This is a genomic window from Ochrobactrum sp. A-1 (genome assembly GCF_022488005.1).
GTDB lineage: Bacteria > Pseudomonadota > Alphaproteobacteria > Rhizobiales > Rhizobiaceae > Brucella.
The window spans coordinates 491,412-509,792 of sequence record NZ_JAKVQC010000003.1 but is presented as its reverse complement, the minus strand read 5'-3'; the positions used below and the strand labels follow the sequence as shown (position 1 = coordinate 509,792).

Genomic DNA, 18,381 nt, shown 5'->3' with positions numbered 1-18,381 from the left:
CTGCAAATCTGGAAAACGACTTGCGAAATTCTTGTAAAGGCTTAACGCAGGCGCTTCGGACGCGCTTCAACCAGTTCGCCAGCCAGACGGCGATCAAGATATTCGGCGCAATCCTCAATGAGTTCGTCGCCCTGTCCGGCGAAGAAGTGGTTCGCGCCGGGGATCGTGGTCTGGGTGATTGTGATACCCTTCTGGGTCTTCAGCTTGTCCACCAGAGCCTGCACGTCCTTCGGCGGAGCAACCTTGTCCTGATCGCCATGGATGATGAGACCGGACGAAGGGCAGGGTGCCAAGAAGGAGAAATCGTAGGTGTTCGGCTGCGGCGCAACGGAAATGAAGCCTTCGATTTCCGGGCGACGCATCAGCAACTGCATCCCGATCCATGAACCGAACGAATAGCCGGCGACCCAGCACGTCTTGGAGTCAGGGTGAAGCGCCTGCACCCAGTCGAGCGCACTTGCAGCATCCGATAATTCACCTGCGCCATGGTCGAATTCACCTTGGCTGCGGCCTATGCCGCGGAAATTGAAGCGCAGCGTGGTAAAGCCGCGCTGCTGGAACATGTAGAAAAGATCATAAACGATCTTGTTGTTCATCGTTCCGCCGAACTGCGGATGGGGATGAAGGATAAGCGCGATCGGAGCATTCTTTTCTTTGGAAGGCTGATAGCGACCTTCGAGGCGTCCGGCAGGGCCGTTGAAAATAACTTCTGGCATGTGTACTCCGCTCGTAACGGGAAGACCGGACTGGGGCGACGAAACTTGACGTTGTTGGACGCCGCTTCTAGAACCGGTTTGAAATTTCGACAGACTGAAAGCGAGTTTCAGTTCCTATGGGGGCTTAATAGGCTTTTCTTGATTGAAAATTCAAGAAAATTGCGCTTCCAGAATTTTGTTTAGGAGATAGGTACGGTGAGCGGGAGCGGCAAGAGGCTCTATCTGGATTATAATGCCAGTGCTCCGTTGCTTGATGAAGCACGGGATGCAGTCATCTATGCTCTTGGCATTCCTGGCAATCCATCCTCCGTGCATCGTGAGGGCCGCGCCGCGCGCGCCCTCGTTGAAGCAGCACGGCGCAGCGTGGCAGCGCTCGTCAATGCCAGGCCAGACCACGTTTTCTTTACATCTGGAGCAACGGAAGCCGCATCGACGCTGCTAACACCCAATTACATGATGGGGCGTTCACCGGTCCGCCTGTCACATCTTTACGTGAGTGATACGGAACACCCTTGCATGCTGTCCGGGGGGCAGTTTGCAGTGCAGGATGTCACCGTTTTGCCGGTTGACGTAAATGGCATCATAAAACTTGATGACCTGAAAACAGCTCTCGCCGGTCACGATAAAAGCCAGGGGCTGCCGCTCGTGGCGATCCAGGCTGCCAATAATGAAACCGGCATCATCCAGCCGATTGCGGAAATTGCCGCTATCGTGAAGGCAGCAGGCGGCATTTATATCATCGATGCTGTCCAGGCCGCAGGGCGCATTAAGTTAGATATTTCAGATAATTGTGGAGATTACCTCATAATCTCCTCACACAAGATTGGTGGGCCCAAAGGTGTCGGTGCAATTATCGCTATTTCCGATCTCATGATGCCGCGCGCGCTTGTTCGCGGTGGTGGTCAGGAGAAGGGGCATAGAGCAGGAACTGAGGCTCTGCCGCTGATTGCAGGTTTCGGTGCTGCGGCTGATATTGCCAAAGCGCGACTGGACGATGATGGCTGGTCCCCGGCGATGCGGGACAAGTTGGAAGCCGGACTTGAAGCCATAGCCCCGGATGCGGTGATATACGGAAAGTCGGTTGGCAGATTGCCCAATACGACGTTCTTTTCCCTTGAGGAGCAAAAGGCGGAAACCGTGCAGATCGCCTTTGATCTCGGCGGAATTGCTCTCTCGGCAGGCTCGGCCTGCTCATCTGGAAAAGTCGGTCCCAGCCATGTGCTGTCAGCCATGGGACATGGGGACAGTCTCGGAGCGATCCGCGTGTCGCTTGAGCCAACAGCAACGCCCGATCAAGTCGACGCGTTTCTCAATGTGTTCCGCAAAATTATCGAGCGCCGCGCCAAGAAGGTGTGATTGTAATTCAAAAATCGAGGCCGGGCTTCTGCTTTGCAGCAGCGATATAGCCCTCGTAGCGCGTTTTGAATTCTTCCCGTTTGGCGATATCTGCTGCGATATCGTCGGAAGCGCTGGCATTTGAAATATTGAACTTGTTGTGGGCGTCCTGAAAAAATTTCAGCTGCTCGATGGTGCGGCCCTCATCATTCACCTGCTGTTCGAGAAATTTTACATAGTCCTGCAGATTTTGGGTGCTCATCATGGTCTCCCTTTCCTTTAGCTATCTATGTTCCTACATGTACACGGCAAGGGGCAGGTATGATTCTGATCGCTCGTCCGGAAATTCCAATTTTTTAAAAGAAATCAAGGCACCAAAGCCGGGATGTGCCGCCTGCAATTGCCGTTTCACCGGGCTGTTTCATTAAGTTGATCGTTTTAATCGGCATTTTTAAGGGCAAATTTGAACCCGGTGCTTGAAATTCAGTTTAGAGAGGTTTTAAAGAAGGGCCACGCACACTATATTGAGGCGGTATTGTTCAAGACATATCACCTTGACGTTTGCAACTGTCGGGCCTTGACCCCGACGAGGATGGAGAACGCCAATGCCTGCAGTGCAGGAGACCATTGATCAGGTCCGCGGCCTTGACGTGGACCAGTACAAGTATGGCTTCGAGACGATGATCGAAGCCGAGAAGGCTCCCAAGGGCCTCAACGAAGATATCATTCGCTTCATTTCCGCCAAGAAGAACGAGCCGGAATGGATGCTGGAATGGCGTCTGAAAGCCTATGAACGCTGGCTCACCATGGAAGAGCCGACATGGGCGCGCGTCGATTATCCGAAGATCGATTTTCAGGACGCCTATTATTATGCAGCGCCGAAAAACCAGTCCGGCCCGAAATCGCTTGATGAAGTCGATCCGGAGTTGCTGAAGACATACGAAAAGCTTGGCATTCCGTTGCGCGAGCAGGAAATCCTTGCTGGCGTCCGCAAGCAGGGTGAGCCGAGCGAAATCGATGGAAATCCTTCCGACAATGTCTATGCGTCCGGCCGCGTTGCCGTTGATGCCGTGTTCGACAGTGTGTCGGTGGTTACGACCTTCAAGGAAGAACTTGCCAAAGCTGGTGTAATCTTCTGTTCGATTTCGGAAGCGATCCGCGAACATCCTGAACTGGTGCAGAAGTATCTGGCTTCAGTGGTTCCTGTTTCGGACAACTATTACGCGACGCTGAATTCGGCTGTCTTCACCGATGGTTCGTTTGTCTATGTTCCAAAGGGCGTTCGTTGCCCAATGGAGCTTTCGACCTATTTCCGCATCAACGAAAAGAACACCGGCCAGTTCGAACGTACGCTCATCATCGCTGATGAAGGCGCGTATGTTTCCTATCTGGAAGGTTGCACCGCACCGCAGCGCGATGAAAATCAGCTGCACGCGGCTGTCGTTGAGCTGATTGCGCTCGAAAACGCCGAAATCAAATACTCGACGGTCCAGAACTGGTATCCGGGCGACAGCAGCGGCAAGGGCGGTATCTACAACTTCGTCACCAAGCGTGGCGATTGCCGTGGCGACAATTCCAAGATCTCCTGGACACAGGTTGAAACCGGCTCCGCCATCACCTGGAAATACCCGTCCTGCATTCTGCGCGGCGACAATTCACGCGGTGAGTTCTACTCGATTGCTGTGTCGAACGGTTATCAGCAGATCGACTCGGGCACCAAGATGCTGCACCTCGGCAAGAACACGTCGAGCCGCATCATCTCCAAGGGGATCTCGGCTGGCAAGTCGAACAACACCTATCGCGGACAGGTTTCTGCCCATCGCAAGGCCGAAAATGCCCGTAACTTCACCCAGTGCGACTCGCTCCTGATCGGCAACGATTGCGGCGCGCATACGGTGCCGTATATCGAGGCGAAAAACGCGACGGCGCAGTTCGAACACGAGGCAACCACCTCCAAGATTTCGGAAGATCAGCTGTTCTATGTGATGCAGCGCGGCATTCCGGAGGAGGAGGCAATTGCTCTCATCGTCAATGGCTTCGTGAAGGAAGTCATTCAGGAACTGCCGATGGAATTCGCCGTCGAAGCCCAGAAGCTTATCGGCATTTCGCTTGAGGGCAGCGTCGGTTAACCGACGCGCTCCTTCCATCTCGCATCAGATTTTCTGGCCAGCCTTTTCCTGGCATTAGAACAAGGTTTACATTCATGCTTGAGATCAAGAACCTCCATGCAAAGATCGCCGACACGGATACCGAGATCATCCGTGGCCTGAACCTCACAGTGAACAAGGGTGAAGTTGCTGCGATCATGGGTCCGAACGGTTCGGGCAAGTCGACGCTTTCCTACATCCTCGCCGGTCGCGAGGATTATGAAGTGACGGAAGGCGACATTCTTTATAATGGCGAGTCGATCCTCGAACTCGACCCGGCTGAACGCGCCGCCAAGGGCATTTTCCTTGCTTTCCAGTATCCGATGGAAATTCCGGGCGTTGCTACGATGGAATTCCTGAAGGTTGCGATGAACAGTCAGCGCAAGGCGCGCGGCGAGCCGGAACTGAAGATTCCGGAATTCATCAAGCGCGTGAAGGACGCCGCCGGCCAGCTCAGCATTGATATGAACATGCTGAAACGTCCGCTCAATGTCGGCTTTTCGGGCGGCGAAAAGAAGCGCGCTGAAATTCTTCAAATGCAGCTTCTGGAACCAAGTCTCTGCGTGCTCGACGAAACCGACTCCGGCCTCGACATCGACGCGCTGAAGATTGTATCGGAAGGCGTGAACGCACTGCGTTCGCCAGATCGTGCCGTGATCGTCATCACCCACTATCAGCGTCTGCTCGAATACATCGTTCCCGATAGCGTGCACGTGCTTTACAAGGGGCAGGTTATCAAGTCCGGCGACAAGAGCCTCGCACTGCATCTGGAAGAAAACGGTTATGCCGAAGTAATCGGCGAAGCAGCCTGAGGAGGAATGGATCATGAATATCCAGACCGCCCCGGCTACCAAGCCGAGAACACCCGCTGAAAGCGCGCTGATCGACAGTTTTGCCGACCGCATGGGTGACCTGCCGGGCAATGGTGATGTTGTCGTTGCACGTGATGCGGCGCTTGAAACACTCAAGGAGAATGGCATTCCGTCCCGCCGCGTCGAAAGCTGGCATTATACGGATTTCCGAACGCTTCTGAAGGGTGTGGCGCCGTTCGACGCTGCTGCTGGAACACAAGCATTGCCTGCGCTCATTGCCGGGTCGTCCGTCGCTGCCGCAAGCAATGGCGTAGCTCTTACCGCAAAAGCGCCTGAAGGCGTGTCGCTGACCCCGGTTCGCGAGGCGTTGGCTGACGGTTCGCTCGTCACCCAGCTTCGGTCGCGCGGTTTCGACGATACGATCGGCCAGATCAATGCCGCCTATGTCAGCGATGGTTGGATGGTTTCGATTGCCGATGACACCGAACTGGAAGCGCCATTGGAGCTCCAGAACATCCAGAGGGCCGGACAGGGACACACGCGTTTCCCTGTTCGCATCGGTGCGAACGTCAAGGGCACCATCGTGGAGCGCCAGAATGGCGGCGAGAGCGATGCCTTCTCCACCTCTGTCAATCACGTAACCGTTGGCGACGGCGCTGAAATCCTCTGGATCATCCTGCGTGATTTTGGTCAGGCAACGCAGCTTTCGCAGTTCAATGCAACGATTGGCAAGGGCTCCAAGCTTACGCTCTATATCGTCAATGCGGGCGGCAAGCTGGTTCGTCAGGAAGTGCACGTCAATGTGACGGGTGAGGACTCCGACTTCGAGCTTCGCGGCCTTAATCTTCTGGCCGACGACACGCACACCGATATCACCATGACGGTTGGCCATCTGGTGGAAAATACGCGTTCGACCCAGATCATTCGCAACGTGGTCAAGGACCGTGCGCGTGGCGTTTTCCAGGGCATGATCCGCGTTGCGCAGATCGCCCAGAAGACCGACGCTCGCATGGCCTGCAACACGCTGCTGCTTTCGGATGATGGCGAGTTCGATGCCAAGCCCGAACTCGAAATCTTTGCCGATGACGTGGCCTGCGGTCACGGTGCGACGGTTGCCGAATTGTCGAGGGACTATCTGTTTTATCTGATGGCCCGCGGCATTCCGGAAAACGAGGCACGTGGCCTGCTGATCAAGGCATTCATCGCCGAGATTATCGAAGAGCTGGAAGACGAAACGCTGGTTGAGGCACTGGAAGAAATGCTGTCCAACTGGCTCGCCACCCACGCCTGATTGATTAAGGCAGAGTGTGCAGGTGTACGCTCTGCCTTTTCCTGCCGAAACGGCAAGAGGAACGATCATGGACCAGAAGAATCCGCTTATAGCGCGCTATGACGTCGAGGCGATCCGCCGGGACTTTCCGATCCTTTCGAGAGAAGTACACGGCAAGCCACTGATCTATCTCGACAATGGTGCATCGGCGCAAAAGCCTCAGAGTGTCATCGACGCTGTGACGCACGCTTATTCCAACGAATATGCCAATGTTCATCGTGGCCTGCATTTTTTGTCGAATGCGGCAACGGATGCCTATGAAAAGTCGCGCGAAACGGTACGGCGCTTTCTGAATGCCGGTTCGGTGGACGAAATTGTCTTCACGAAGAATGCGACCGAAGCCATCAACACGGTCGCCTATGGCTATGGCATGCCGAATATCGGTGAGGGTGATGAAATCCTGCTATCGATCATGGAGCATCACTCCAACATCGTGCCGTGGCATTTCATTCGTGAAAGACAGGGTGCAAAACTGGTCTTCACACCGGTGGATGACGAAGGCATCTTCCATATCGAGGAATTTGAAAAACGTCTGACTGAGCGTACCAAGCTCGTCGCCATCACGCATATGTCGAATGCGCTCGGGACCGTTACACCGATCAAGAAGATCGTGGAACTAGCCCATGCACGCGGCATTCCGGTTTTGGTTGATGGCAGTCAGGGCGCTGTGCACCTGCCTGTCGACGTGCAAGATCTCGGCTGCGACTGGTATGTCTTTACCGGCCACAAGGTTTACGGACCATCCGGCATCGGCGTCCTCTATGGTTGTTCGGAAATGCTTGAGAAGATGCGTCCTTTCCAAGGCGGCGGCGAAATGATTGAGGAAGTGACGGAAGAAAACGTCACCTACAACCACCCACCTCATCGCTTCGAAGCGGGTACGCCGCCCATCGTTCAAGCCATTGGTCTTGGCGCTGCGCTTGAATATATGGAAAAGATCGGCCGTCATGCGATCCTCGCTCATGAGGAGGATTTACGTGATTATGCTCATGAGCAGCTTGGTCGGATCAACTCATTGCGTATTTTTGGCAATGCACCGGACAAGGGAGCCATCATTTCGTTTGCGCTTGAAGGAATTCACGCGCATGACGTATCGATGGTGATCGACCGGGCGGGGGTTGCGGTACGAGCCGGAACACATTGCGCGCAGCCGCTCTTGAAACGCTTCGGCGTTACCTCTACATGCCGTGCATCCTTCGCCCTGTATAATACCCGTGCTGAAGTGGATGCATTGGCGGAAGCCTTGGAAAAGGCAAGGAAATTTTTCGGATGACCGATATGGAACAGAAAGTTCAGGACAAAGCCGATACCGCGCATGTCGAGGGCAGCGAGAAGGCCGAAGGCAATTCGGTATTCTCCGCTTCTGCCATTCCTCAGGAAGTTCTCCTGCGCATGACGGACGACATCATCGCGGCCTTGAAGACGGTTTATGACCCGGAGATTCCGGCCGATATCTATGAACTCGGCCTCGTCTACAAAATTGATATCGAAGACGATCGCACTGTGAAGATCGAGATGACGCTGACAGCTCCTGGCTGCCCGGTTGCAGGTGAAATGCCAGGCTGGGTCGAGAACGCGGTTAGTGCAGTTGAGGGCGTTTCAATGGTTGAAGTCACGATGACATTCGATCCGCCATGGACGCCAGACCGTATGTCCGAAGAGGCTCAGGTGGCCGTCGGCTGGTATTAAAATCTGACAAGTATCAAAAATGCGGCTTTCGGGGCCGCATTTTTGATTCCGCAACGGGAAGCGCGTTAGTGCGTGTTTCGATCTGATTGGATCAGATCGACGCTCTAAATACTTGTTCTAACGCGCATCCGAAAACGGTTTCACACTTTTCGGGATGCGCTCTAAAAGCCTGTCGTCTTCGCATAATGCAGGGGCCGTTTCCCACAGCAAGCTTGAAGCAATCCTACAATCCCGAAGACCGCAAGCTTCTGTACGGCTGGGCATATGTGAAAGCCCGAAAAGGCATGAAGCTTAGCCGATTTGCATTAGAAAATATGATGAATGACCGACAAATGAGAAGGAAAATTGATCAATTAACCCAAGTAATTGCGAACAATCTCAACCGATTGTATCAAGTTCGGTTGACAGTCGAGCTAGACAGCGTGTCCGAAAACGACGATAACTCACATCAACAAACGGTATCGTCCGAGAAGTGCGCGACACACTGGAGAGCGCCGGACGCCAAGCCCAAGAACATCCCTTCTCTTCATGAGAAAATGAAACCCGCTGCATAGCGGATGGGCACCAATATGCGGGTGCAAGTAGCAGGCGACCGAATGTCCAACCGGTTGCCGGGAGGTGCAAATCCTCCCACAGCGCCAAATACGGCGATATAGCTCAACGGTAGGGCAATGGTTTTGTAAACCGGAGGCTGTGGGTTCAAATCCTACTGTCGGCACCAAAACAGCGCGGGTCGATATGCTGGATGGAAACATCGAAATACGTCCGGGAGCAATTGCCTGATCTCCCTTATCAAAGCTGACTGTTTCCAGCGCTGGGGGTCGGCCCCGGCTTACCTCCATACCGTTTCCGGCAAATCGGGTGCGAGGGACAACGATAGCCGGCAGGCAATGACGCCTCTACAGAATGCCGAGGGTCACAAGCCTGATAGCAGGGCGCGGAACGGGTCATCATACCGGTCTACGGCGCGGAGTGGGGAAGCCCCAGCCCTGAATATTCGAGGCAATGCCTCAACGAGCAGTCGGAAGCCCACGGTTCGAGTCCGTGCATGGGCCAAGGGAAGGCCACCGGCCCGCAACCTACGGTAAATTGGTGACGGGTGGAGAGAGTGCCGCGCATGCTTCAGCCGTCGCCTTCGGGTGGCGGCTTTTTCATTGGAGAGAGCCGGCGGAACTAAAACGGGATGGCTTCATCCTGCGGCATAGACCGGAGCTTCAAGAAGTCATCGCGGTCGAATATTCCGTACCTTTCTATCCAGACCTTCAGGTCAAAGGTGGCGTGTCGGACGAACTCTTGCGCGGTTTCCATTTCGGTGAACTCATATGGCCGTGACGTACCGTCTTCGAGAAGTTCCAATACCTTGATCTGATACATTGCTGCCCTCCTGTTTCCATCAGGATAGCGCATCTGTCTAAATAAGCGATCAATATTCAGCCCCGCCATCGAGCGGGGTTTTTTCATTTGGTGGGCAGTGATTTCTCGCTCATCACGTTCATCTCATATCGGGCCAATGAGGCGATCTTGTCGAGAGCTTGGTCAACATTGGCAGGGATGCCTTCGTGTGTCCCTGCTTCGGCGGCTATATCATGGATAAGGCTCAAAACTTCGCACAATTGTTCTCGCGTCTCGTAAGTCATTTCAGGCTCCTTGGTTGTAACAGTTTCTATGAACCTAAGTGGCCGCTCAAAAAATGAAGCGCAAGTGATTTGAAATTCAAAACTGTGGCTAACATTGCCCTGCCAGAAGCCCGTAATACGGAGGCAGAACATGCCGTTGAATAAATCACTTGTGATCACGCCTGAAATGAAACAGGCGGATGCGATAGCCGCGATTGTTAACTCCTACCGCGCCGCGATCCAATCCATGATCGACCGGACGGCCAACGAGCGGCAATATGACGACGGCAACTCACTCGCAAGTTATGTCAATGTCCGTCGTCGAATGATTTGAGACTATTTGTGCTTTTGAAGATTGGAGTTTCCGGCTCGGTTTGGGGTTTGATTTAAGCGGCTTTGGCTTGGTGGTTCAAGCGGCGTTTTTTGATCGTGTCTCGTTTGATCCTTTCGCGTTCGAGCAGGATGGTCTGTCCGCGTCCGAAGTAGACGTCGGCGGGAGTGAGATTGTCGAGGCTCTCATGGTAACGGCGATGATTGTAATGCTCAACGAAGGCTGCAATCTGGGCTTCGAGGTCCTCCTTGAAGAAGTAGTTTTCAAGCAGGATGCGGTTCTTCAGCGTCTGGTGCCAGCGTTCGATTTTCCCTTGCGTCTGCGGGTGGCCGGGAGCGCCGTGAACCTGGTCGATCTTGTATTTCTCCAGCCATTCGCCGAGATCGGAGGCGACGTAACACGAACCGTTGTCCGACAGCAGACGCGGCCGGTGCTCAACCTTGACCTTGTCACAGCCTGAGGCGGCCAATGCAAGATCGAGTGTATCGGTGACGTCATCCACCTTCATGCTGGTGCACAGCTTCCAGGCGATGATGTAGCGGGAGTAGTCATCGAGGATGGTCGATAGGTAAAACCATCCCCAGCCGATGACCTTCAGGTAGGTGAAGTCGGTTTGCCACATCTCGTTCGGCCTCGTGGTCTTGTCCTTGAACTCGTCATTGGCCTTGATGACAATATAGGCTGGCGACGTGATCAGGTCGTGAGCCTTGAGTAAGCGATAGACCGAAGCCTCTGATACAAAATAACTTTCCGTATCAGTGAACTTCACCGCCAGTTCACGCGGTGACAGGTCGGCATGATCGAGCGCCAGTGCGATGATGCGATCCCGGATATCGTCAGGGATACGATTCCACACCCGCGAAGGTGCGGACGTCCGGTCTTCCAGCCCCTCGACACCGTAGGTCTGGAAGCGATCATACCATCGATAGAAGGTCGGCCTTGGAATGCCCAGCTTTTCCAGCGTCTGCCTGGCTGACAAATGCGACTGCTCGACAAGCCGGATGATCTCATGCTTTTCGGAGGCGGGATATCTCATTCGTCGTCGCCCCCATCCCCGATCATGCTTTTTTTGAGCAGGCGGTTTTCCAGGGTGACGTCGGCCAGCGCCTCCTTCAGGTCACGGCTTTCACGACGCAGCGCTTTTACTTCGTCGCTGGTGGCAGAACGGGCGGTGTCGCCTGCAAGACGCTTCTTGCCTGCCTCGAGGAATTCTTTCGACCAGCTATAATAAAGGCTCTCGGCGATCCCCTCACGGCGGCAGATCGCAGCAATGCTGTCTTCCCCGCGCAGACCTTCCAGAACAATACGGATTTTATCCTCGGCCGAATAATGTTTACGCGTGGCACGACGGATATCTTTGATCGTCCTCTCCGCAGAAGACGTTTGGGGAACGGGTTTCTGTCTCATCTTTGCGTCCTTTGATAAAGCTATGATGAGCCAAAAATCCTCTCTTCTTAATTAAACCAGTTTTGTCTCAAAGGCGCTGATGTCGGACACCTGCTTCGGCGGCTATATCATGGATAAGGCTCAAAACTTCGCACAATTGTTCTCGCGTCTCGTAAGTCATTTCAGGCTCCTTGGTTGTAACAGTTTCTATGAACCTAAGTGGCCGCTCAAAAAATGAAGCGCAAGTGATTTGAAATTCAAAACTGTGGCTAACATTGCCCTGCCAGAAGCCCGTAATACGGAGGCAGAACATGCCGTTGAATAAATCACTTGTGATCACGCCTGAAATGAAACAGGCGGATGCGATAGCCGCGATTGTTAACTCCTACCGCGCCGCGATCCAATCCATGATCGACCGGACGGCCAACGAGCGGCAATATGACGACGGCAACTCACTCGCAAGTTATGTCAACTCGACTGTTCCTGAATGGGCCGCTGAAGCACAGGCGTTCGTCGTCTGGCGTGATCAGATATGGACCTACTCGCTTGGCGAACTCGAAAAGGTAAAGAGCGGACAGCGCGAACAACCGAGTTCGGGAGACTTTCTTGCCGAATTGCCCGCGTTTGAATGGCCCGAATAACGATATCGATAACTCGGCACACCGCGCCACCCACTAAGGCGGCTTTTTCTTTGCCAATAAAAAACCTCGGCGGGGGGCTTGCCGAGGCTGTGCGTAGTTGAAGCGGGGGCTTCAACCGCACCACTTCATCATCTCACAAACTTGCAAAGATGCAATCGTTGAGACGCGGCATTCACAGTGTCCAGCCGTAAGCTGCGAGAGCAGCTCCACCAATGGCGCCGATCACAGACCATCCAATCATGCTGATACCCATAAAGCTGTGATACGTGTCCGCTGAAATCTTCTTGAAAACTGCAGCCACGAAGAGGTTTGCGACTGCGCCGACAACTAGACCGATACCGTTTGCGACATATGCCGCTGGATGAAGCGCCATGCTCTGCATGAAATACGGTCTCAATAGGTAAGTCGCTCCCAGCATCCCTGCGATCAGGACGAAAACCGAAACCATTCCGAAACCGGACCATCTTACTAACATTTGGTGAATTACCTTTGTCTTGGAGAAGATCAGGCGGTAATGGCCCTTGCCAGTTTTGCGGACAACCCTTTGACGACAAAATCCTCAAGAAAAACCCCGGAACGAGCCGGGGTCTATGTTCATTGTTTTCGTCTGGTATCCCAGAAAAGCATTGATATGACCCAGAGCAGCGCAACGAGGATTGTGCCCTCAATTAGAAAATACCAGTGCATGGCACGCCTCACATCGGAATTCTACCGCCGCTCGAGACTTTGCTAGTCATCCATGGGATTGCCGCTTCCGGCTGTTCAAGCAGATTGCGCTTTCTCGCGAAGCCTTCGAAGGCGTCACGCGCTACGCGAATTGGTTTAAGCCCATTCTGTGCGTCGCAACAGGTTTTCCAGGTAACCTCATATATGACGTCGCGCTGTTCGTTGGGTAATTCATAAAGAAAATCAATAGCATCTTCGATGCTTGCAATCTCTTGGATTAAATACTCGCCGTCCTTAACGAAAACAGGACTGTCAAACAAACGGTCGCTCATCGAAACCTCCATCTGATCGAACGAAAAGTTGGAATGACGACGTCGATTTAGTGACCGGACAGGCGGTTTCAAGAACCTCACAGTCGAATTTCTGGAAAAGATCACCAACAGACAAAGGCTCTTCCAACAGGCGAAGAGTCCATCTGCGGAAAGGAGTTATCATGGCCAAGGGAACCTTTGCCAAAGCGATGCCGCATGTCTTCTCAGAAGAGGGCGGGTATGTGGATGACGTTGATGATCCGGGCGGTGCAACCAATCTGGGTATCACTATTGCGACGCTGTCAGCGTGGGAAGGGCACCGTGTTTCAAAAGCCGAAGTGAAGGCCCTGACCAAGGCAAAAGCAACGGAAATCTATCACGAGAACTATTGGAACAAGATATTCGGTGACGATCTACCGGTAGGCGTTGACTATGCCGTGATGGACTTCGCTATCAACTCCGGGCCAGCACGTGCCGTGAAATTCCTGCAACGTGTCGTAGGCACAGCTGACGACGGCGTGATGGGCACTAAGACATTGGCGGCGGTTAGGAAGATGGCTGCCGATAAAGTCATCAATGCTCTTTGCGATGAGCGGGCGGCGTGGTTGAAGACACTAACCACGTTCAAAAAGTTCGGTAAGGGCTGGTTATCTCGTGTATCACGGGTTCGGTCGCGTGCGCTGGCGTTCTCGCGTGACGGTGCGCCCGTGCCGTCTCCGGTGCCGCAGATTCCGACTGGAAAGGCCGTGCAGTCAGATACTTCGCTGAAAGAGGTGTTGAAGAAGCCGGAAAGCTGGGGGCCTCTGGGTGGCTTGATTAGCGGTGTATCCGCGATGGCTTCCGGCTCCGGCCCGATGCAGTGGGCGCTTGCGGTCGCAATGGTCGCTCTTGTCGGTGTTGGTCTCTACTTTTTCATCCAGCGGGTGAGGAATGAAGCATGATCTTAGCGCTCATCCCAAACTGGCTGAAATACTCGCTCGCTGCCCTCGTGGCGGCGTTTCTACTTCTGGCGGGCGGATACGCTGCAGGAACCATCAAAGAGCGTCAACGGGCAGCAGTGGCGGCGGCAGAAGCGACGGCCAAGGCAATTCAGAAAAGGGCGAACATCGATGAAAAGATTATCGGTATGGATGCTGTTGCTCTCTGCCTTGAGCTTGGCGGGTTGCGCGACGAATGCGAGCAACTGCGCCGGGTGGAAGCAGATAAGCCTTGAGCCGTCAACGGCAGTTTATATCGCGCAGAACGATATCCTAGCTGGGCAGGGGATCGCTTCTCACAATGCTTTTGGGAAATCGCGGGGCTGCTGGTAATGTCTGAAGACTTGAAATGGCTCATGGGCACAGCCGTCACGCTGATTGTCTTCTTCAGCGGCGCACTGATCGCAGCCTTTCGCTCTCTATCAAAGTCACAGAAAGACGGCGACGACCAGTTGCATGATCGAGTGAACCGGGTCAGAGACGAGTACGTTCGCCGCGTCGATCTTGATGACCATGTAAAGCAACTGCGGGAAGGCATGAAAGAAATGCGAGACGAAACTCGCGAGGGTCTGAAGGAGACGAACAAGCGTCTCGATCAAGTGCTGGCCGCGCTGGCACAGGATAAAAAGGTTTGACCAAAAAGAACCCCGCCGCTCAATGGCGCGGGGCTAAGGAAGGTCATATACCTGGACAAAATTATTTTATTCAGGACTTCGCGCTTGTAAAGGCCCAAGAACTGGTCTGCTGAGACATTGATATAAACCTAAGATATAGGTGACAATTTTTTGACTGTACGATAAAAAGTCCCCGCGAAAAAAAGGGAGGGGAGAATGTACAGCAAAAAGACAGTCGATGAGCCGCGTTTGTGGACAGTTCGATGGATCGAACGCATGTCATTGCCGAAGTTTCTGGCATTCGCTGCAGTCTGTAGTGTCAGCACTTGCGTTATACTAAGCCAGTTGATCTGAAAGCGATGGAGGAACCAAAGTCTCCGCGCTTTCTCATAAACAGTAAAGCCCCGACGCTTTCGGCAGGCGTCGGGGCCGCGCTTGGCAAATGAGGTGCATGTCCTTGCCATGCGCTACCGTTCAGGGAGTCTCGGAAATACCTGAACGATCTCAATTCCATTGGTTGGATCGGATTGTCATTCCAGCGGCCTTGGCGGCTTTGACAAATGACCTTCGTGCTGTGTTTGGCAGACCTTTCAAATCTGCGAGGCAGGCCTGCAGGGCTTCCTCGTATTCCTTACCGTGGGCATCTTTAGGCCAATCGTTCAGCAGACAGCGTGCGGCCGTCGATGTATCCGGTACAACGCGGTATTTTCCTATTCCATAGAGTTCGACATCTACTGGTTTTCCCCAAGCCATCTTCCCTCCCAGAGAAAAGATGCCCCGCCGAGGGACGAGCTAGGCAGGGCTGCATCAGCGACGCTTCTAGTGGTGAGAGAATTGTCCTGACGCGAGGTGGTATCGATGTATTACGTGAAACTGCGTCGAAGCAGATTTGTTCCCATCGCAATCTAATCTTCGTTCGCTGCCTCCATGTTGGAATTAGCAGCCGGGAAATTGTCGTATGGATGACGGAACTGAAACTTTTGGTGGGCCAATCGAACAGCTAGTTCAGTAATGTAGCCAAGGTCACGAAGGCCGCTCTCGTAGAGCATGATTATTGTGCTAGACAGATCAATTGCTGCGTGAGCGTCCGGCGAAAGGATTTTCGCTGGGTCGAGAGATGCAATCTATGGGCTTCGCTTAGCCTCATCTGCCATGACACGCTCGATCATTTCGGGATCGCATAGTTGATCGAGGAGGAGCTGGCGGATCCCACCATCCCATGTCCTTATATCTGCGAGGAGGTTCTGAAGGTCATCAATCCCATTTTCGGTCAGGCCTTTTGTACCATCTTCGCTGCCGTCGCGGACATAAACGAGTTCGCCCTCGGCAATATTGTCGGAATTGGCTGTTACCTCTTCGATTAATTCGAGGTTCTCGCCGATCATGACGGAGATTTCATTCAGCGTATAGATGAACCTTGAGCGTGCCATCATGCAGCCTCCTGCAGGTATTTCGCCGGCGTCCATTGCCACGGAAGCAGTTCCTCAAGTCGATCTTTTGGATGGCTCTGGATCCGGGTCAGGACATCTGTGAGATACGCTTCGGGATTATGACCGTGCAATTTGACCGTTTCGATAATGGTCAGGATGTTAGCGATACGCTCACCACCCTTGTCCGAGCCAGCGAATAACCAGTTTTTTCTTCCGATTCCGAGCGGTCTCATGGCTCGCTCGGCTATATTGTTGTCGATCTCGACACGCCCGTCATCAATGTAAACGCTCAGCGCCGCCCACCGCGACAGGGCATAACGCATTGCTTCCGCCAGTTTCTGCTTTTGCGGCAATGTCTGCTGCACGCCCTCGATCCACACCTTCAGATCGGCCAGGATAGGTTTGGCGTGTTGCTGGCGCAGCGCACGACGCTCGGCGGGCAACATGCCTCGGATACGATCCTCAATATCATAGAGCGCACCGATACGTGCCAAAGCCTCTTCGGCAACCGGTGATGGCTTCAGCTTGATCACATCATGGAACTTACGGCGCACATGCGCCATGCAGGCCGCCTCAATAATCTGATTGCCATAGAGCTTCTTATAACCGCCATAGCCATCGGCATGCATTATCCCGCTGAAGTTTGCGAGATGATCGGCCGGATGTATGCCTTTGCGATCTGGACTATAATAGTAGGCGACAGCTCCGGGATTGGCATCCTGATAGCCACTGCCATCGAACACGTAGACCCACACCCTGCCTGTTTTGGTCTTTCCCCTCCCGGGGTCGAGAACATCGACCGGGGTATCATCCGTATGTATTCGGTCGACTGCTGCAATATGCGCTCTGATCAGCGAGATCAGCGGCGTAAGCAGAACTGACACGCGGCCAACCCAATCCGCCATGACGGAGCGCGAGATGTCTATTCCCAGCCGGGCGTACATCTCGGACAGACGATAGAGGGGGATATGATCGTCGAACTTGGCGACCATGATATGCGCGAGCAATCCCGGTCCGGGCTTGCCGCGCTCAATCGGCAAGGAAGGTATCTCGCCAGATACTGTTGTATCGCAGTCTTTACAGACCATCCGCTTTTCAACATGCCGGACAATCTTCACGGATGCCGGTACGTGCTCCATTACCTGTACGACCTTGTCAGGTGCCTTCAGGAAGGATGTTCCGCCACAGGCCGGACAATTGCAGGGCGCTGGATAAATTCGCTCTTCAGTTGGAAGACCATCCGGCAATGGTTTGCGCTTCGGCTTTTCGGACGCGTCATCCAGCTCCGGTAAAGGCGTTGTTCCAGAATGGGCTTCAGCCTCAGCGCGTGAAGCCTCGATCTCCTCCAGCATCAGTTCGAATTGCTCGATCTTGCGGTCTATCTTTTCTGACGAAGCGCCATGCTGGCGATGCCGGAGCAGCTCCAGCTGTGCACGCAAAAGGTCGATAATGGTGTCCCGCCTGGTGACTTCGGCTTCTTGTGCACTCAGTTTCGCCGCTTGTTCAGCGACGAGCGCACGCAATGCCAATAGCTCATCCTGAATGTCCGACGGCGTTGTTTCCATGCCCGCAAACATAGCTGATTTGCGTCGAAAGCACTAGAAACTTTGCGGGATTCCCTAGTAAAAACAGAAGCTTTTACCCCATTCTGTCAGGAGCGGAAGTCCACGCCGGTCGACGCCAGTCAATCCCTTCTACCAGCATCGAAAGCTGCGCATACGTCAGATGCGCAACACCTTCTTTCGCCGTCGGCCAGGGGAAGTATCCGCGCTCAAGGACCTTGTAGAACAAGCAAAAGCCCTGACCATCCCACCATAAAAGCTTGATCCGGTCGGCACGTCTTCCGCGAAAGCCGAAGAGCGCACCAGAGCCCGGTGCCTCCTTGATAACTCCTTCGACTAATGCAGACAGTCCATCAATTCCGCGCCGCATATCGGTCACCCCGCAAGCCAGATAGACCCGCACATTTCCTGAAGGCCCGATCATGATGCTTCCACACAGGCGATCAACGATGCCAGTATCTTTCGTTCAATATCGGATGGAACTTTCAGACCACGACCGTTGCGTAGCACGATCTCGATAAAAACTGGTCTTGCCACAGCTGAAAACGGCTGTCCGGGGTTTTCCTCATCGAGGAGTTGCACCGGGAGAAACGATGCTGATGTATCGAGCGGGTTGAGCAATTTACGCCACAAGCGGATCTGGGCCGGATAGATATCATGGCGACGGGCGACATCCCCAATACGCACTCCTGGCTGAGCTGCTTCGGCCAATATCTCCAGCTTGGCTGCTTTAGACCATCGCCGCCTTCGCTCAATGCCCGATATAATCTCCATGCGAGCCATGCCAACCTCTAAGTTCTGATATTAATGCCAGCACT

Annotated in this window: 23 protein-coding genes and 1 tRNA gene; 12 read left to right on the top strand and 12 right to left on the bottom strand. The window is 53.8% G+C overall.

Going from position 1 to position 18,381, the window contains the following annotated elements; genetic code table 11:
- Positions 1-41: 41 nt before the first annotated feature.
- Positions 42-716, bottom strand: coding sequence for an alpha/beta hydrolase (locus MKS82_RS04215; protein WP_061346388.1), 675 nt, complete (start codon positions 714-716; stop codon positions 42-44).
- Between the two features lie 195 nt (positions 717-911).
- Between MKS82_RS04215 and MKS82_RS04210 the strand changes: the two genes are divergently transcribed.
- Positions 912-2,072, top strand: a complete 1,161-nt coding sequence (locus MKS82_RS04210) for a cysteine desulfurase family protein (protein WP_109987700.1) — start codon at positions 912-914, stop codon at positions 2,070-2,072.
- A 7-nt stretch (positions 2,073-2,079) separates the two neighbouring features.
- On the opposite strand, the gene MKS82_RS04205 is transcribed toward MKS82_RS04210, so the two are convergent.
- The gene (locus tag MKS82_RS04205) at positions 2,080-2,316 is read right to left on the bottom strand and encodes a hypothetical protein (RefSeq protein ID WP_240578374.1); all 237 of its coding nucleotides are present in this window, start codon (positions 2,314-2,316) and stop codon (positions 2,080-2,082) included.
- A 340-nt stretch (positions 2,317-2,656) separates the two neighbouring features.
- Between MKS82_RS04205 and sufB the strand changes: the two genes are divergently transcribed.
- From sufB to MKS82_RS04175, 6 genes are all read left to right on the top strand, one after another.
- Positions 2,657-4,180, top strand: coding sequence for a Fe-S cluster assembly protein SufB (gene sufB, locus MKS82_RS04200; RefSeq protein WP_176038501.1), 1,524 nt, complete (start codon positions 2,657-2,659; stop codon positions 4,178-4,180).
- Between the two features lie 74 nt (positions 4,181-4,254).
- A complete protein-coding gene (gene sufC / locus MKS82_RS04195; RefSeq protein WP_109987702.1) occupies positions 4,255-5,010 on the top strand; it encodes a Fe-S cluster assembly ATPase SufC in 756 nt (251 codons plus the stop codon).
- Positions 5,011-5,023: 13 nt separating this feature from the next.
- Positions 5,024-6,301 (top strand): Fe-S cluster assembly protein SufD, encoded by a 1,278-nt coding sequence (gene sufD, locus MKS82_RS04190; protein ID WP_109987703.1) that lies wholly within the window; start codon positions 5,024-5,026, stop codon positions 6,299-6,301.
- 67 nt (positions 6,302-6,368) lie between these two features.
- Positions 6,369-7,613 carry a cysteine desulfurase gene (locus MKS82_RS04185; RefSeq protein ID WP_109987704.1) on the top strand — a complete coding sequence of 415 codons (1,245 nt, stop codon included), beginning with the start codon at positions 6,369-6,371 and terminating at the stop codon, positions 7,611-7,613.
- Entirely contained in the window at positions 7,610-8,029 is a 420-nt protein-coding gene (locus MKS82_RS04180; protein ID WP_109987705.1) for an SUF system Fe-S cluster assembly protein, read from the top strand. Before MKS82_RS04185 ends, MKS82_RS04180 begins: the two co-directional genes overlap by 4 nt.
- Before the next feature lie 646 nt (positions 8,030-8,675).
- Positions 8,676-8,750: transfer RNA gene (locus MKS82_RS04175), tRNA-Thr, on the top strand.
- Between the two features lie 452 nt (positions 8,751-9,202).
- Here the strand turns inward: MKS82_RS04175 and MKS82_RS04170 are convergent.
- On the bottom strand, positions 9,203-9,403 hold the full coding sequence (locus tag MKS82_RS04170; RefSeq protein ID WP_146206480.1) for a hypothetical protein: 201 nt from the start codon (positions 9,401-9,403) through the stop codon (positions 9,203-9,205).
- 83 nt (positions 9,404-9,486) lie between these two features.
- On the bottom strand, positions 9,487-9,666 hold the full coding sequence (locus MKS82_RS04165; RefSeq protein ID WP_176038500.1) for a hypothetical protein: 180 nt from the start codon (positions 9,664-9,666) through the stop codon (positions 9,487-9,489).
- A gap of 130 nt (positions 9,667-9,796) precedes the next feature.
- Between MKS82_RS04165 and MKS82_RS04160 the strand changes: the two genes are divergently transcribed.
- Positions 9,797-9,979, top strand: coding sequence for a hypothetical protein (locus MKS82_RS04160; protein ID WP_240578373.1), 183 nt, complete (start codon positions 9,797-9,799; stop codon positions 9,977-9,979).
- 52 nt (positions 9,980-10,031) lie between these two features.
- On the opposite strand, the gene MKS82_RS04155 is transcribed toward MKS82_RS04160, so the two are convergent.
- A protein-coding gene (locus MKS82_RS04155) for an IS3 family transposase (protein ID WP_151616775.1) occupies positions 10,032-11,383 on the bottom strand; the annotation gives its coding sequence in 2 pieces (ribosomal slippage) (positions 10,032-11,047 and positions 11,047-11,383; 1,353 coding nt in all).
- 290 nt (positions 11,384-11,673) lie between these two features.
- Here MKS82_RS04155 and MKS82_RS04150 point away from each other — a divergent pair.
- Positions 11,674-12,003 carry a hypothetical protein gene (locus tag MKS82_RS04150; RefSeq protein WP_109989912.1) on the top strand — a complete coding sequence of 110 codons (330 nt, stop codon included), beginning with the start codon at positions 11,674-11,676 and terminating at the stop codon, positions 12,001-12,003.
- A gap of 172 nt (positions 12,004-12,175) precedes the next feature.
- Here the strand turns inward: MKS82_RS04150 and MKS82_RS04145 are convergent, their stop codons facing one another.
- Complete coding sequence (locus MKS82_RS04145) at positions 12,176-12,478, bottom strand: hypothetical protein (protein ID WP_235969159.1); 303 nt, start codon at positions 12,476-12,478, stop codon at positions 12,176-12,178.
- Between the two features lie 220 nt (positions 12,479-12,698).
- Positions 12,699-13,001, bottom strand: a complete 303-nt coding sequence (locus tag MKS82_RS04140) for a DUF982 domain-containing protein (RefSeq protein WP_109989914.1) — start codon at positions 12,999-13,001, stop codon at positions 12,699-12,701.
- 161 nt (positions 13,002-13,162) lie between these two features.
- On the opposite strand from MKS82_RS04140, the gene MKS82_RS04135 reads away from it, so the two are divergent.
- From MKS82_RS04135 to MKS82_RS04125, 3 genes are all read left to right on the top strand, one after another.
- Complete coding sequence (locus MKS82_RS04135; protein WP_109989915.1) at positions 13,163-13,921, top strand: glycoside hydrolase family 108 protein; 759 nt, start codon at positions 13,163-13,165, stop codon at positions 13,919-13,921.
- A complete protein-coding gene (locus MKS82_RS04130) occupies positions 13,918-14,193 on the top strand; it encodes a hypothetical protein (RefSeq protein ID WP_109989916.1) in 276 nt (91 codons plus the stop codon). The genes MKS82_RS04135 and MKS82_RS04130 overlap by 4 nt, the downstream gene beginning before the upstream one ends.
- Positions 14,194-14,313: 120 nt before the next feature.
- A complete protein-coding gene (locus MKS82_RS04125; RefSeq protein ID WP_240578372.1) occupies positions 14,314-14,592 on the top strand; it encodes a hypothetical protein in 279 nt (92 codons plus the stop codon).
- A 483-nt stretch (positions 14,593-15,075) separates the two neighbouring features.
- Here the strand turns inward: MKS82_RS04125 and MKS82_RS04120 are convergent, their stop codons facing one another.
- The 5 genes from MKS82_RS04120 to tnpA all read right to left on the bottom strand — a co-directional run bounded on the left by MKS82_RS04120 (position 15,076) and on the right by tnpA (position 18,346).
- Positions 15,076-15,324 carry a DUF982 domain-containing protein gene (locus MKS82_RS04120; protein WP_109989917.1) on the bottom strand — a complete coding sequence of 83 codons (249 nt, stop codon included), beginning with the start codon at positions 15,322-15,324 and terminating at the stop codon, positions 15,076-15,078.
- 371 nt (positions 15,325-15,695) lie between these two features.
- Positions 15,696-16,001, bottom strand: a complete 306-nt coding sequence (locus MKS82_RS04115) for a hypothetical protein (protein WP_151679054.1) — start codon at positions 15,999-16,001, stop codon at positions 15,696-15,698.
- On the bottom strand, positions 16,001-17,566 hold the full coding sequence (gene tnpC, locus MKS82_RS04110; RefSeq protein ID WP_240578371.1) for an IS66 family transposase: 1,566 nt from the start codon (positions 17,564-17,566) through the stop codon (positions 16,001-16,003). Before tnpC ends, MKS82_RS04115 begins: the two co-directional genes overlap by 1 nt.
- Positions 17,567-17,639: 73 nt before the next feature.
- Positions 17,640-17,987, bottom strand: a complete 348-nt coding sequence (tnpB, locus tag MKS82_RS04105) for an IS66 family insertion sequence element accessory protein TnpB (RefSeq protein WP_240578370.1) — start codon at positions 17,985-17,987, stop codon at positions 17,640-17,642.
- Positions 17,984-18,346, bottom strand: a complete 363-nt coding sequence (gene tnpA, locus MKS82_RS04100; protein ID WP_151679051.1) for an IS66-like element accessory protein TnpA — start codon at positions 18,344-18,346, stop codon at positions 17,984-17,986. The genes tnpB and tnpA overlap by 4 nt, the downstream gene beginning before the upstream one ends.
- Positions 18,347-18,381 lie beyond the last annotated feature (35 nt).